At 54.0% G+C, this 12,819-nt stretch carries 13 protein-coding genes; 8 read left to right on the plus strand and 5 right to left on the minus strand.

The annotated features are described in order from the left end of the window. Positions 1 to 325 precede the first annotated feature (325 nt). Positions 326 to 1,318: a LysR family transcriptional regulator gene (locus AC07OI_RS19565; RefSeq protein WP_495258400.1), complete on the minus strand. Its 993-nt coding sequence runs from the start codon at positions 1,316 to 1,318 to the stop codon at positions 326 to 328. Positions 1,319 to 1,599: 281 nt separating this feature from the next. Between AC07OI_RS19565 and yjjJ the strand changes: the two genes are divergently transcribed. Beyond that, a complete protein-coding gene (gene yjjJ, locus AC07OI_RS19570) occupies positions 1,600 to 2,961 on the plus strand; it encodes a type II toxin-antitoxin system HipA family toxin YjjJ (protein ID WP_495258401.1) in 1,362 nt (453 codons plus the stop codon). 141 nt (positions 2,962 to 3,102) lie between these two features. After that, a complete protein-coding gene (locus tag AC07OI_RS19575; RefSeq protein WP_495258402.1) occupies positions 3,103 to 4,011 on the plus strand; it encodes an amino acid ABC transporter substrate-binding protein in 909 nt (302 codons plus the stop codon). Positions 4,012 to 4,035: 24 nt separating this feature from the next. Here the strand turns inward: AC07OI_RS19575 and AC07OI_RS19580 are convergent, their stop codons facing one another. Then, positions 4,036 to 5,199 carry a M20 aminoacylase family protein gene (locus tag AC07OI_RS19580; RefSeq protein ID WP_495258432.1) on the minus strand — a complete coding sequence of 388 codons (1,164 nt, stop codon included), beginning with the start codon at positions 5,197 to 5,199 and terminating at the stop codon, positions 4,036 to 4,038. Positions 5,200 to 5,215: 16 nt separating this feature from the next. After that, positions 5,216 to 6,445 carry a diaminopropionate ammonia-lyase gene (locus AC07OI_RS19585; protein ID WP_495258403.1) on the minus strand — a complete coding sequence of 410 codons (1,230 nt, stop codon included), beginning with the start codon at positions 6,443 to 6,445 and terminating at the stop codon, positions 5,216 to 5,218. Positions 6,446 to 6,575: 130 nt separating this feature from the next. On the opposite strand from AC07OI_RS19585, the gene AC07OI_RS19590 reads away from it, so the two are divergent. From AC07OI_RS19590 to AC07OI_RS19615, 6 genes are all read left to right on the plus strand, one after another. Continuing rightward, positions 6,576 to 7,046, plus strand: a complete 471-nt coding sequence (locus tag AC07OI_RS19590) for an Lrp/AsnC family transcriptional regulator (protein ID WP_495258404.1) — start codon at positions 6,576 to 6,578, stop codon at positions 7,044 to 7,046. Positions 7,047 to 7,209: 163 nt separating this feature from the next. Next, positions 7,210 to 7,965 (plus strand): gamma-glutamyl-gamma-aminobutyrate hydrolase family protein, encoded by a 756-nt coding sequence (locus AC07OI_RS19595; RefSeq protein WP_495258405.1) that lies wholly within the window; start codon positions 7,210 to 7,212, stop codon positions 7,963 to 7,965. A 36-nt stretch (positions 7,966 to 8,001) separates the two neighbouring features. After that, positions 8,002 to 9,255, plus strand: a complete 1,254-nt coding sequence (locus AC07OI_RS19600) for a D-amino acid dehydrogenase (protein WP_495258406.1) — start codon at positions 8,002 to 8,004, stop codon at positions 9,253 to 9,255. A gap of 9 nt (positions 9,256 to 9,264) precedes the next feature. Then, entirely contained in the window at positions 9,265 to 10,170 is a 906-nt protein-coding gene (locus tag AC07OI_RS19605; RefSeq protein ID WP_495258407.1) for an ornithine cyclodeaminase family protein, read from the plus strand. Positions 10,171 to 10,326: 156 nt separating this feature from the next. Continuing rightward, positions 10,327 to 11,055 (plus strand): site-2 protease family protein, encoded by a 729-nt coding sequence (locus tag AC07OI_RS19610; protein ID WP_495258408.1) that lies wholly within the window; start codon positions 10,327 to 10,329, stop codon positions 11,053 to 11,055. Positions 11,056 to 11,092: 37 nt separating this feature from the next. Beyond that, entirely contained in the window at positions 11,093 to 11,719 is a 627-nt protein-coding gene (locus AC07OI_RS19615) for a LysE family translocator (RefSeq protein WP_495258409.1), read from the plus strand. A gap of 101 nt (positions 11,720 to 11,820) precedes the next feature. On the opposite strand, the gene AC07OI_RS19620 is transcribed toward AC07OI_RS19615, so the two are convergent. Together AC07OI_RS19620 and AC07OI_RS19625 are read right to left on the minus strand one after the other, a co-directional pair. Further along, positions 11,821 to 12,294, minus strand: coding sequence for a hypothetical protein (locus AC07OI_RS19620; protein ID WP_492701369.1), 474 nt, complete (start codon positions 12,292 to 12,294; stop codon positions 11,821 to 11,823). A gap of 99 nt (positions 12,295 to 12,393) precedes the next feature. After that, a complete protein-coding gene (locus tag AC07OI_RS19625; protein ID WP_492701371.1) occupies positions 12,394 to 12,705 on the minus strand; it encodes a hypothetical protein in 312 nt (103 codons plus the stop codon). Positions 12,706 to 12,819 lie beyond the last annotated feature (114 nt).

The following is a 12,819-nucleotide window of genomic DNA, read 5'->3' on the forward strand; positions in this document are numbered from 1 at the left end:
CTGATTAAGTTACTGCGCGACGCTATTTTGGGTCTGCGATACTCGCCGTACTATCGTACGACTGCGCTTCTTAACCCAAACTAACGCCGCTCGCTACACATAATTAGAGGTCCTTAGTTTTGGTAATTCGGTTTCGCCTTTCGGTGATGAATGATTGTCTGGCGCATCTCAATGCACAAGGCAATAATTCTAAGGGTATGAATTAGCAAGACTAATGCGTAAAGACAGGCCATGCCCTGTGCGGGTGCAATGGACAAGAGGAGAAATATGGATTAGCAGGGGTAATACTATTGCGCTCAATCTGCCGTCGCAGCGAGCCAGAAAATCAGACCAGTCGCGCAATACCTGACAAAATTGCATTGCGCTGTGTTTCAAATTCGCGACACTCTTCCGTCAACCAGTCCTTGAAGATACTCACAGACTTTTTATTACCCACATGCTCATTGATGACTAAAAAATAAGCCGCGCTGGCCTTGACGCAGATAGGTACGGTAGGCGTCAACTGCCCCTGGCTGAGTTCATCCAGTATCAGCGAGGTACGCGCCATCGCCATGCCTTGCCCGTAAGTGGCAGCATTGATGGCCAGGTGCGAGAGATTGTATTGATGCCCGTGGCGCACAAAATCCTGCACCTCGTTATCATTGCATTGGGTGGCAATGCGCATCCACTCACCCCATTCGGCATAGGGCGGCGCATTCTCCCAGGGTGAATCATCATGCAGCAGGATGTGGTCTGTAAAATCAGATGCCTGCGCCAGCGCCGGGTAACGCGTGAGGTAGTCACTGTTGGCCACCGGCAGCAGGTATTCAGACATCAGCCTGCTGGCATGGTGGTTACTCTGGTCTGGCCCCTGGCCGTACAGCACCAGTATGTCTATGGATTCTGCACTCATCTTCAGCGCACTCATGCCAAACAGCTCGCCGCGCAAATGGATTTCTACCTCTGGATACAGCCGTCCAAAGCCACTGAGCCTAGGCATGAGCCACATCATCGAGAATGAGGGCGATGAGCGTATCGCCACACTCTTGTTGTTCAGGCTCGGTTGTATGGCCTGCAATTGCAGTTCCAGCTCTTGCAGCAGGCGGTTGACCACCCTGTGCAACTCGCTACCCTCACGCGTCAGCCGCAGGCTGCGCGTCATGCGCACGAACAGGCGCGCGCCTATCTGCTCTTCCAGCCCCTTGATCTGCTGGCTGACCGCTCCCTGGGTGACATGCAACTCAGCCGCCGCACGGGTAAAACTCAGATTGCGCGCCGCTGCATCAAAGTATTTGAGTGCATGTAAAACCAGGGGAGTAACAAGCTTTTGGGTGCGCATGGGCGGGCTTTTAAAAGTGGGGCTAAGGTGATTATAAGTTTGAAACGTACAAACCGGGCTATGTCGGACGTATGTACTCATCGAGGAAACAGAGCGGGCAACTATTCCAAGGCAGCTCTAAAAGTGTCTTTATAGCAAAATTATTAAAATACCTTGCCATAGAATCTATTCGCGAATCCATTCACCAATCCATTCACTAATCCATTCACTAATCTATTCATTTATAGTAGTCTTCTCTATGAAATATACCCAATATTATCTATTCACTGAAACACAGTAAAATGTCTAAAAACCAACAACTGGACAAGCTCAGGCATTTGCTCATGCAAGGGCCACAGAAAACCGCTGCCATCCTGGCTGTGCTGGACATCAGCCAGCCAACGTTTTCGCGCCTGTGGTCTACTATGAACGATGGTTTCGTGACAGGAGCAGCCAGGGCGCGCAGCTATGCCTTGTTGCGTCAGGTTGCCGGAGTGGATGCACCAATACCGGTATTCAGGGTGACTGAGCATGGGCAGATCGAATCCATAGGCAACATCGATCCCCTGCAAGGCGCTTATTACGCACTCACAGGCAAGTCCAGTCGGCTATTCCAGGGCATGCCATATTTTCTCAGTGACCTGCGCCCGCAAGGGTTTTTAGGCCGCATGGAGCCTGGCAAAAATCCTGACCTGGATTTGCCAGCGGATATCCTGCGCTGGACGGACGAACACGTCCTCAAATACATTTCTCGCCGTAGTGAGCATGCCGCAGGCAACCTCATACTGGGTAATGAATCGTATGCCAGATATCTCGCCGATACAGGCAGGATACATGCATCAGTGATACCAGAATCACAGCGTCAGGCGCTCTACCCTGTCATGGCGGAAAACGCCATGCAAGGAGAACCACCAGGTTCATCTGCCGGGGGTGAACAACCCAAGTTCACCGCCATCATTCAACGACATGCACAAAGCAGCGCAGCAGAAGAAATTGAACATGTCATCGTCAAGTTTTCACCGCCTGTGGATACGGCAAATGGCCGCCGCTGGGCCGACCTGCTGATCTGCGAGCATCTGGCGCTGAAAACATTGGCGCAGAACCAGATTGCTGCCGCAAAAACCGCACTGCTTGAAGCCGGTGGGCGCGTGTTTTTGGAAGTGGTGCGTTTCGACAGAGTCGGACTGAAAGGTCGCAGCCCCATAGTCACCTTTGCCGCCATGGATGGCGACCTTGGCATGCTTGATCAAAAATGGACGGCTGTCGCCCGCGAACTTGCACGCATGGGCCAGTTGTCGGCAACAGATGTAGAGACTGTAGAAATCCTGGACCTCTACGGCACATTGATAGGCAATACCGACAAACACCACGGCAATATCGCGCTGGCATGGACATTTGAGCAGCGTCACCATTTGCTGCCAGCCTATGACATGCTGCCTATGTTCTACCGGCCCAACGCACATGGCGAGATCGTGCCACGGGCCTGGGTGGCTGATCTTGCCGCAGGTCTTGAATTACGTCACCTGCCCAGATGCTATGACATGGCACATCAATTCTGGACGGCGGTATTACATGACAGCCGTATTTCCCAGGCATACAAAGACGAAGTGGCCAAGCCTCATTTGAATAGACTGAGCACTTTAAGCAGCACCACTAATACATGAAGCTGATTCCACCACCAGTTTAAAACGCAATAGCCCCGCTAATAGCCCCAATTAGAAATTATCGTTTGTTGCACAAAACGGCAGCATCCACAATCGCAGCCATCATGTGCACCCGCTCATGAATACGATTGGGGAAATACCATGCACGTACTTAGCACAACACAGCAGGCAGCCAAGCTGATCATGGCAGCCGCAGCATTCAGTTTATGCAGCAACACAGCAATGGCGGGCGAGACGCTGGAGCGTATCAGCCGCAGTGGCAGGATCGTGCTGGCAACCAGGGAGGCGTCGATTCCTTTTTCATACAAAGACAATCATGGCAAATCCCTGGGTTATACCGTGGATATCTGCCTCAGGCTGGTCGATGCCATCAAGCTGCAACTGAAGCGGCCTGAGCTGCGCATAGACTATATGCAGGTGACGCCGTCCAGTCGTTTCAAGGCTATCACTGAGGGTCAGGCGGATCTGGAATGCGGGCCTACCACCAACACCGCAGAGCGTCGTGCGCTGGTGGGTTTTACGATTGCGAATTTTATTGCCAGCGCCAGGATGCTGGTCAAGAAAGATTCTGGCATACGCAACTGGGCAGACTTGCGCAACAAGACCATCGTCACCACAACGGCCACCACCAATGCCAAATCGATTGCTGAACGCAATGACGTGAGTGCCTTGCGCATCACCCTGCTGGAGGCGAAAGATGACCTGGAATCTTTCCACCATGTTGAAACCGGCAAGGCCGATGCCTTTGCCATGGATGACGTCTTGCTCTATGGCTTGAAGGCCATGTCACGGCACCCGGCAGACTACCAGGTCGTCGCCAGCCCCTTGACGGTGGAGCCGTATGCCATCATGTTTTCTAAAAACGATGCTGAACTGAAGAAGCTCATGGATGCAGAAATGGCCAGGATCATTTATAACGGCGATGTCGAAAAGCTGTATAAGAAATGGTTCAACAATCCCATCCCGCCATCTGGTGTGAATCTGGATATGCCCATGAACGCTCTATTGCGAAATTCGTTTCAGTTTCCGTCTGATAAGGTGGCGGATTGAGCTTGTGCTACCTCATACGACACATCACTTCGCCCCCAACTCCAGCCGCACAATCTCAGCAAAATACTGCGCCCCCGTCGCCAGGATTTCATCATTGAAATCATAGCCCGCATTGTGCAGGGGAATGCCGCCCTGGTCGAGGGCGACACCATTGCCGATGAAGCTGAAGTTACCCGGCACGACTTGCAGGAAAGCGCCAAAATCTTCAGAGATCATCATGGGCTGCACGTTGGCATCGACCTTGTCTTTGCCGGCGATGTTGGCGGCGGCCCTGGTGGCGACATCGACAAACTCTGCGGAATTAATGGTAGGCGCAAACTCATGGGTATATTCAAACACGCATTCTGCACCGTGCATGTGGCAAATTCCTACGCTGATGTCGCGCATGCGCTGTTCCAGCATCGCTTGCACCTCACGCGAATAACTGCGGGTATCACCCTTGATGATGACATTGGAGGGAATCACGTTCCTGATGCCGTCGGTAATAAATTCGGTGCAGGAGATCACTGCCTGCAAACCAGGATCAAGATTGCGCGAGACGATGGTTTGCAAGGCCAGCACGATTTGCGAGGCGATGACGATGGGGTCTATGCCCATATGCGGCCTGGCTGCATGGGTGCCACGTGCCTTGATGTGGATGACGAAATTATCTTCCGATGCCATGATGCCGCCTGCGCGGGTGGCAAAAGAGCCCGCGGGCATGCCCGGCATATTGTGCACACCAAAAATCGCATCGACAGGGAAGCGTTCAAACAGGCCATCCTGCATCATGGCCTTGGCACCGCGCCCGTGTTCTTCTGCCGGTTGAAAGATAAAGCGTACCGTGCCGTTGAAGTCTGGCCTGGCAGTCAATAACCTGGCCGCGCCCAGTACCATGGCCATGTGGCCGTCGTGTCCGCAGGCATGCATTTTACCGTGCGTGCATGAGGCATGTGGCCTGCCGGGGGCGTTCTCGGTGATGTGCAGGGCATCCATGTCGGCGCGCAAGCCTATCGCCCGCTCGCCCTTGCCTGCACTCAGGCTGGCCACCAGCCCGGTGCCACCTATGCCGCGATGCACTTCCAGCCCCATGTCCTGCAAGGCTTTGGCGACATAATCAGCGGTTGCAATCTCTTCAAAACCTGTCTCTGGATGCTGGTGCAAATGCTTGCGCCAGGCCAGCAATTCTGTCTGCAATGCCGATTCCAATTCTGATGTCAATGATTCATTCATGATGCCTGTCCTTCCAGGAATTTTGCTGGGCAAGTACCGCTTGTGCCGACATGCCAACCAGATCGTGATACACGGCTGCTGCCGTTGCGCCTTCAGTATTGATGACCAATACCCTGGAACTGGCATCCAGGCCCACTTGCTTCATGCAGACCTTGTTGCTGCAAATACTCAACAAGCCTGCCAGGCCCGCTACACCAGATTCACCAGCAACGATGGGGATATCAGCCTCACTACCCGCCGCCAGCACGCGCATGGCATGGATGGCGAGTTCATCTTCTATCGTCAAAAAATAATCGACCGCAGGCTGCAAGAAGCGCCAGGCCAGAGGTGAAGTCTCGCCACATGCCAGGCCTGCCATGACAGAGTCGATAGAACCCAGCGCCCTGCTCGCCTTACCATGCAAAGCACTTTGGTAAAGGCAATCTGCCTGCGCAGGTTCTACCACGATGAAGCACGGGCGCTTGGCGCCATACAATTCCCAGAAATAACTGACTATTCCCGCAGCCAACCCGCCAACGCCACCCTGTAAAAAGACGTGGGTATAAGCGCTTTGCCCATCATGCCCGGCAACTTGCTCAACCAGCTCGGCAGCGATAGCTCCATAGCCTTGCATGACATCACGCGGGATATCTTGATAGCCTTCATAAGACGTATCTGAAATCACCTGCCAGCCATTGCTGCTTGCCAACTCCGCAGCCACTTCTACCGATTCATCATAATTGCCGGTAATGCGCACTATCCTGGCACCATAGGCCGCAATCGCCGCTTCGCGCTCTGCGCTGACATGCGCATGCAAGACAATCACACACTGGCAGCCTGCAGACTTGGCAGCCGCTGCCAGGCTGCGCCCATGGTTGCCATCGGTAGCGCTGATGACGGTGTAGTCTTGCAGCAGTGTTGCATAGCGGCCTGTCAGCACCTGTTCCGGGACGATATTGTGCGCAGGGTAGAGCCGCAAAACCTGCCGCACCAGCGCGACAGGCGCGCCCAGTGCCTTGAAGCTGCCCAGCGGTGAGCGAACTGATTCATCCTTGACATGGACACTGCCCACCTGCAATTTGCCTGCCAGATCAGGCAGGGCATACAGCGGCGTTGCAGCGCGGGCCAGCTCTTTCCAGGCTGCCAGCCAGCGCCGGCTTTCCTGTGCACTCTCTATGTTCATGATGGCAGCAAGATCATCTGGATAAGACCGACGTAGAGCGTGTGGATTGGATAACAGCATGCTTGTTCCTGACATTGGTGATCGATAGCCTGAAATAATATTCCGTAGTCAGTGGTAAGATTTACGAAAATAACAGGAATAAACGCAAAATCTTTGCATAGATGAGCATAAAAACGATGGCGGAGCATATATGACTACCTTGGACAATTTTGACCGCCGCCTGCTGGCAGAAATCCAGCAAGACAGCAGCCTGCCACAAAGCACTTTGGGGGAAAGGGTTAACCTTTCCACCGCCGCCGTCAACCGCCGCCTGAAACGCCTGAGTGACGACAAGGTCATAGAACGCTACAGCGCACAACTGCGCCCGGATGCTCTGGGCTACCCCCTGACCATCGTCGTCGAAGTGGAAGTAGAAAACGAACGCATGGATTTGCTCGACGCCATGAAGACCGCCTTTCTCGCCTGTCCCCAGGTGCAGCAATGTTATTACGTCGCTGGCGAATGTGATTTTGTACTGATCTTCATCGTACGCGACATGGTGCAATACACCGAACTGACGCGCCAGCTTTTCTTTGAAAGCAATAATGTCAAACGGTTTAAAACCCTTGTCGCGATGAGCAGGGTAAAGACGGGGTTGGATGTGCCTGTCGATGAAATCTGATACCTGTCACTTAAGCATTCAGATTAAGCAGTCAGATTAAGTAGTCAGATTAAGCACCATACTATGCATTAGAAAAACTAATGCCTGAACATAGAATTCATGGTTTGCGGTATCTGTTTTGAACAGGGATGATGACAACATCAAACCAATCAAAACAAGACCAATGACCAGCTCTCTACCACCCCGCATAGGCATCACCCCCGACCGCAACGCTGTCGCAAGCGATATCGAAGCCCTGTTCTTTGTACGCCGCAATTATTGCGCGGCAATCAGTGACAACGGTGGCGTGCCGCTGGTGCTGCCCTATGACATGGGCGCGGTAGAGACTTATCTCGACCAGATCGATGGCTTGCTCATCACCGGCGGCATGTTCGATGTCAACCCTGCCCTGTACGGCATGCCTGCCCGCTATCCTGGAAAAATGGCACTCAAGGAAGACCGCACCGCATTCGAACAAGCCATGCTGCGTGCTGCCATTGCGCGTGACATGCCCGTGCTGGGCATCTGCGGCGGCATGCAACTGATCGCCGTTGAGATGGGTGCAACGCTGCTGCAGCATATACCTTCTGATATTGCCACCACCATAGAACACAAACAGACTGAGGACTGCGATCTGGCCAGCCACGCCATCCACATCCGCCAGGGCAGCAAGCTGCGGGCGATTCTGGGTGTGGAAAGCTGCGAGGTCAACAGCCTGCATCACCAGTCCGTTGCAGCATCCACCGACAAGGTCAGGGTAGCAGCAGTGGCCGATGATGGTGTGGTCGAAGCCATAGAAGTGCCGTCGCTGTCATTTTGCATGGGCGTGCAATGGCACCCTGAATACCGCGTCAATGCCAGCGAAAAAAACCTGTTCACTGCCCTGGTTGCAGCAGCAAAGAAAAGCGCTGCACGTCACCTGACAGCCATCGGCGCCTAATTTATTTTCACTTATTCAGTCCTCATTAAGCCCAATATGAAAGTTTGTATCATCGGCGCAGGTGTCATCGGCCTCACCACCGCGTACGCACTGGCAAGACGCGGCCATGATGTCAGCATTGTCGAGGCGCATGATGGTGCCGGTGAAGGTGCCAGCTTTGGCAATGGGGCGCAGCTCAGTTACTCTTATGTTGCGCCGCTGGCAGATGCCTCGGTCTGGGCCAGCATGCCCTCTTATCTGTTGAACCCTGATTCGCCTTTAAGCTGGCGTCCTGCGCTGGAGCTGGCGCAGTGGAAATGGTTATGCAGTTTTTTACTCGCCTGTAACCAGCGCAAATCCAGGCAGACCACGGCTGAACTTTTACGTCTGGCCTTCTATAGCCGCGATTGCCTGGCGACTTTGCAAGCACAGTTATCACTGGATTTTGATTTGCGCCAGGCAGGCAAGCTGGTCATGTATTCATCTGATGCTGCGCTCAAGGCTGCGGCTGCGCAAGTCGCCTATCAGGCGCAACTGGGTTGTGAGCAGCAAGTCTTGTCCACCCAGGCTTGCCTGGATATAGAGCCTGCCCTGGCACATGCAGCCGCCCGTTGGGTGGGCGGCGTCTACACGCCGTCTGAAGATGTCGGTGACTGCGCCCTCTTTTGCAGGCAGTTGTCGCAGGCATTGATACACAATTATCCTGATGTGAAGTTCTTGTATCGCACCCAGGTCAATGGCATGCTCGTACAGGCAGGCAAACTGCAGGCGCTGCAAACCAGCCAGGGCGATATCAGCGCAGATGTCTTTGTACTGGCAAATGGATCGCATGCCGCCACGCTGGCCACCAAGGCTGGCCTGCACTTGCCTGTGTATCCACTCAAGGGCTATAGCATCACGCTGGATGCATCCGAGGCAGACGCCAGCCTGCCCAGCGTCAGCATCACCGACAGCGCCAGGAAGATCGTCTATGCCCGCATCGGTGAGCGCCTGCGCGTGGCAGGACGGGTAGAAATTGTCGGCCATGACCTGCAAATCGACGCTGCCCGTGCACAAAGCTTATTGCAAGAAACTCGGCAATTATTTCCCTCGGTGAATGGAGACGCAAATGCCATACACCCCTGGGTAGGCATGCGGCCAGCAACGCCCACCGGCATTCCCATCATAGGCGCTTCGCCCGTCAGCAATCTCTACCTCAATGCAGGTCACGGTGCACTCGGCTGGACGCTGGCTTGCGGCAGTGCCGAACTGTTGGCCCAGCAAATCGACGGCGAACAAAGTGCGATCAACAATCACTCCTATCAATATTAAGGACACATCATGCAAGTCATCACCAACGAGCAAGTCGCCTCCCTGCTGACAGTCAAAGACGCCATCACCGTCATGCGCAAGGCTTTTGCCCACTATGCAGTGGCAGGTGCCATGCAAGAACGAGTACGCATAGACAGCGGCAATACCAAGCTCAGCGCCATGGGTGCCATCATCCCTGGCCTGAATGCTGTCGGTGCCAAGATTTACTCCACCATCAATGGCAAGTTCACCTTCGTGATCGTCTTGTTCGCGGCTGACGATGGCCGCCTGCTGGCCGTGATGGAAGGTGACACCATGACAGAATTCCGCACAGCAGCCGTCACCGCTGTCGCTGCCGACAAACTGGCGCGGCAAGACGCCACAACCCTGGCCATCTTTGGCACCGGCATACAGGCCCGCGCCCACGTCCCTGCCCTGCTGGCCGTACGCAACTTCAGCGAAGTGCTGGTGGTCGGCATAGAAGGCCAGGAGGCTTTTGCACAGCACATCACCAAGCAATACGGCATCCCCGCCCGCGCCGCCAGCGCTGCTGAAGCCGCCAGCCAGGCCGACGTCATCCTCACCGCCACCCGCTCAACCACGCCGCTATTTGATGGCAATGATGCTAAACCCGGTGCCTTTGTCGCCGCCATCGGCTCCAGCAAACCCGACACACGCGAAGTGGACGACACCCTGATACGCCGCGCCAGCAAGATCGTGGTTGAATGGAAAAAACAGGCTGCCTATGAAGCAGGTGATTTGCTCTTGTGCGACAAGAACAGCTTTGCATGGGACGATGTGCTGGAGATGACCGATGTCGTGAAGGATACAGGCATACGCAGCAGTGAATCCGACATCATTCTCTACAAGGCCATAGGTGTAGGGCTGGAAGACGTGGCGCTGGCGGAATTTGTTTATCGCAAATTGGTAGAGTAAATTTTTCTTATAGGGTGCGCCGTGCGCACCCACAAATTGACGGTCAACCTACCTCAACGGATTTTGCGCCGCATGGCATAAAAGCATACAAAAACAGATCAAGAACCGCGTATTCCAGACTACAATTGCACCTGATCCATCCACACATCACGTGCCATGCTCGCTTTCGCCCTCATCATTCTCTTCTGCATCACCCTGCACTTATTCAGCATTGCTGCAGCAGGCCAGGCCGCAGGTACCAGGGTACTGGAATTAACCATAGGCATGGGACCAGTCTTGTTCAGGTACAAGGCTTTTATCCTGAAACTGATCCCCCTGAATGGCTATGTCAAATTCATCGACACCCGCGAACGCGTAGTCAGTGACGCCGACCTGCCCTTTGCATTTGACCAGCTGAGCCTATGGCGGCAAATCATGGTCACCCTGTCTGGCTGTGCCGCCCTGATGATACTGGCCGCCGTCTTGCTGGGTACAGGTGCATGGCAAGACTTTATCGCATTGCCAGTACAATATGTGATGGGTGCGCTATCACCTTTTGGGACAGCGCAAACCCTGTTGCTTGAGGCAGCCCGCGTGATCCACACCGCCGCATTGCCAAGCCTGCTGGGCATAGTCGCAGCCAAGCTGGCGGCTTTTAATCTACTGCCACAGGCGGGTTCCAATGGCAGCTACGTCATCAATGCTGTGGCCCAGCGCCTTGGCCTAGTCAAGCCCTATCCCGGTGCTGTCCACAAGCTTGTTGTCTTCATGACGATTGCTGTGATGATCTCGTGGTGTCTGGCGATAGCGTATGCTGTCTGGATGCAATTTTGGCTTGTAGGGTGTGCCGTGCGCACCCTGCAAATCACCATCTGCCCATGCATTGTCGGCCCCCGCTGCAGATAAGATAAAATACCCCATCCCCCAACAGCCAAGGACTCCCATGGAAAACTACGCTTCTCTCATCGGCATCTGCGCCGCACTCACTGTCGGCGTCATCAGCCCCGGCCCCAGTTTTGTGATGATAGCCCGCACTGCGATGGGTTCAACCCGGGCTGAAGGTGTCAGCGCAGCCATAGGCATGGGCATGGGCGGTACACTGTTTGCACTGGCTGCCTTGCTGGGCTTGCAAGGTGTCTTGCTGGCGCTGCCTGTGTTGTTTATCGCCTTGAAGGTATTGGGCGGTCTCTATCTGGCCTGGCTGGGCTTCAAGATCTGGCGTGGTGCGCATGCGCCTTTGCAGATCAATGCGGCTGAACAAACAGGTGAACGCAATTTGCGCAAATCATTGCTGCTGGGCTTTACTACCCAGGTCAGCAATCCCAAGACATCCATCGTGTATGCCAGCGTGTTTGCTGCCTTCATGCCGCGTACGCAAAGCTTGGCGTTTGATGTATTGCTGCTTGCTTGCGTCTTCATCATCGAAGCCAGCTGGTATGCGATAGTTGCCGTCGCCCTGTCTTCAGAAAAACCACGCACGACTTACCTGCGTTACAAGACCTGGCTGGACCGCGTTGCCGGTGGCGTCATGATGGCGCTGGGGATCAAGCTGGTGGCATCAGCACGCTGATACCCGTTTTACTTGTTACGCATAACAAAAGACGCTTCATCGCGAATGATGAAGCGTCTTTTTTTATAACCGGTGCTGCCTGCTGCTAAAACCCCTGCAATTTATTTTGTTGCTGGCGTTGCTGTCTTGCCTGTGCCTGCTGTCGCAACTTTAGCTGTATCAGTTTTGACTTCAGCTTTTACTTCTGGCTTGATTTCTGTTTTCACTTCAGCTTTTGCTTCAGTCTTTGCCTTGGCATGTTTTTCATGGGCGGCATGTTTGACATGCTTTTCATGTTTCTCTGCAGTTTTTTCTACTGCTGCAGTTTTGACTTCTGGCGTTGCTGGTGTAGCTGCAGGCGTAGTGACAGATGTAGCTGCGGCCGTGGTGTTTGTTGCCATTGCCGTCGTCGTTACTGCCTTGCCCGCTGGTGTTGCTGTGCTTGTTGCAACTGTGGTTGCGTTAGCTGGGGTGGCTGCCGTCACTGCTGGTGTTGCCTTTGCTGCAGTAGTTGCAACAGTAGTTGCAGGTGTTTGTGCAAATGCGCTACCCATCAAAACGGTAGAAGCGATCAGGGCGGTAATGAGTTTGTTCATGGTGATAATCCTTAATATGTCTGTGAGCGATTTATTTTTTGCTTGATTGACCGGCAGCGTCTGGCTGCCGGTATGCGTTCTACAACTACTTGCTGAAACTTATTTCGATGCTGCGCTGGCTGCTGCAGATGCGCCTGCTGCTTTCACTTCTTTTTTGCCGTGCTTGACATGTTTTGCAGCTTTGGCTGGCTTGGCTTCTGGTGTAGAAGCTGCTGGCATTGCCGCGCTGGCGCTGGCAGATGCAGAAGCGGCTACCACTTTAGCGGCTGGCGCAGATTTCGCTACACTCGCTGCTGCAGCGGCTGTTGCTGGCTTGGATGCAGCAGTTGCAGATGCGCTCGCTGGTGTCTGTGCAAATGCGCTACCCATAACAACTGTGGAAGCGATGATGGCGGTGATCAGTTTGTTCATGATATTTCCCTCTTTATGTTTGGGTTGATTTGCTCGGTCTTGCGTTTCGTTTTCTATCTCGTAGTGTTGCTACGTAAGCCAAAAACGCCGCCCGGATACTTTGCGTTGACGCAA

It is taken from the genome of Undibacterium sp. GW821-FHT07F11 (assembly GCF_059418665.1).

What these genes read in the sequence shown, in the direction of transcription:
- AC07OI_RS19565 (WP_495258400.1), bottom strand. Translation starts at nt 1,318, where the DNA reads ATGCGCACCCAAAAGCTTGTTACTCCCCTGGTTTTACATGCACTCAAA.
- yjjJ (WP_495258401.1), top strand. Translation starts at nt 1,600, where the DNA reads ATGTCTAAAAACCAACAACTGGACAAGCTCAGGCATTTGCTCATGCAA.
- AC07OI_RS19575 (WP_495258402.1), top strand. Translation starts at nt 3,103, where the DNA reads ATGCACGTACTTAGCACAACACAGCAGGCAGCCAAGCTGATCATGGCA.
- AC07OI_RS19585 (WP_495258403.1), bottom strand. Translation starts at nt 6,445, where the DNA reads ATGCTGTTATCCAATCCACACGCTCTACGTCGGTCTTATCCAGATGAT.
- AC07OI_RS19590 (WP_495258404.1), top strand. Translation starts at nt 6,576, where the DNA reads ATGACTACCTTGGACAATTTTGACCGCCGCCTGCTGGCAGAAATCCAG.
- AC07OI_RS19595 (WP_495258405.1), top strand. Translation starts at nt 7,210, where the DNA reads ATGACCAGCTCTCTACCACCCCGCATAGGCATCACCCCCGACCGCAAC.
- AC07OI_RS19600 (WP_495258406.1), top strand. Translation starts at nt 8,002, where the DNA reads ATGAAAGTTTGTATCATCGGCGCAGGTGTCATCGGCCTCACCACCGCG.
- AC07OI_RS19605 (WP_495258407.1), top strand. Translation starts at nt 9,265, where the DNA reads ATGCAAGTCATCACCAACGAGCAAGTCGCCTCCCTGCTGACAGTCAAA.
- AC07OI_RS19610 (WP_495258408.1), top strand. Translation starts at nt 10,327, where the DNA reads ATGCTCGCTTTCGCCCTCATCATTCTCTTCTGCATCACCCTGCACTTA.
- AC07OI_RS19615 (WP_495258409.1), top strand. Translation starts at nt 11,093, where the DNA reads ATGGAAAACTACGCTTCTCTCATCGGCATCTGCGCCGCACTCACTGTC.
- AC07OI_RS19620 (WP_492701369.1), bottom strand. Translation starts at nt 12,294, where the DNA reads ATGAACAAACTCATTACCGCCCTGATCGCTTCTACCGTTTTGATGGGT.
- AC07OI_RS19625 (WP_492701371.1), bottom strand. Translation starts at nt 12,705, where the DNA reads ATGAACAAACTGATCACCGCCATCATCGCTTCCACAGTTGTTATGGGT.